Here is a 1,103-nt window from a genome sequence, read left to right on the forward strand (position 1 = left end):
ACCTGCCCGAGGGCCGTTGGTCGGAGTTCCTGAGTGACCCGGATGTGGCCGCGGCGGTCGCCGAGCGCAAGACTAGGGGCGGCTACCTCGACCAGGATGTCGTCAAGAGCTTCGACGCGGAGTTCTTCGCGACCTCGCCGATCGAGGTCGAGCGCATGGACCCGCAGCAGCGGTTGATGATGGAGCTCACCTGGGAAGCGCTCGAACACGCGCGGATTCCGGCGAGCGACCTCAAGGGCGAGTCGGTCGGCATGTTCGTCGGTTCCTCCTCCAGCGATTTCCAGATGATCGCCGCCCTCGCGGTCGGTGACCGGGACCCGAACATCCCCGCCACGGCGGAGGCGTATGCGCTGATGGGTAGCTCCAACGGCATCATCGCCAACCGGGTGTCCTATTACTTCGACTTCCGTGGTCCCTCGGTCACCGTGGATACCGCGTGCTCGTCCACGCTCGTAGCGGTGCACCAGGCTGTCCGCGCGTTGCGGGAGGGCGACGCCGACATGGCGCTCGCCGGTGGCGTGAACATGTTGCTGATGCCGATGCCGACGCTCGGTTTCGCCCCTGGCACCTCTGAGGACGGGCGCATCAAGGCGTTCTCAAAGGATGCCGACGGCATGGTCCGCTCCGAGGGCGGCGGCCTGGTCGTGCTCAAGCGGCTCGCCGACGCCGAGCGCGACGGCGACCACATCTATGGCGTGATCAAGGGCTCGGCTGTCAACAGCGACGGTCGTTCCAACGGCCTGGTCGCACCGAACCCGGATGCCCAGGCGGACGTGCTGCGTCGCGCCTACCGCGATGCCGGAATCGTCCCGTCCTCGGTCGACTACATCGAGGCTCACGGCACCGGTACCCCGGTCGGTGATCCGATCGAAGCTGAGGCGCTGGCGCGCGTGATCGGCCGCAGTCGCGATGCCGACAAGCCCGCCCTGCTCGGTTCGGTCAAGACCAACTTCGGCCACCTCGAGTCCGGCGCAGGCGTGCCCGCTCTCGCGAAGGTGCTGATGTCGTTCCAGCACAACGTGATTCCGCCGAACATCAACTACGCGGGCCCGAGCCCGTACATCCCCTTCGAGCAGGCCAACCTCAAGGTCGTCGACGAGCCC

Annotated in this window: 1 protein-coding gene; it reads left to right on the plus strand. The window is 67.0% G+C overall.

Features of this window, described 5'->3' with window-relative positions:
* On the plus strand, window positions 1–1,103 hold a 1,103-nt coding region (locus tag ACFWUY_RS41900; protein WP_384122405.1), incomplete at both ends, for a beta-ketoacyl synthase N-terminal-like domain-containing protein.

The sequence above is a fragment of the Streptomyces sp. NPDC058664 genome (genome assembly GCF_042716635.1).
Lineage (GTDB): Bacteria > Actinomycetota > Actinomycetes > Streptomycetales > Streptomycetaceae > Streptomyces.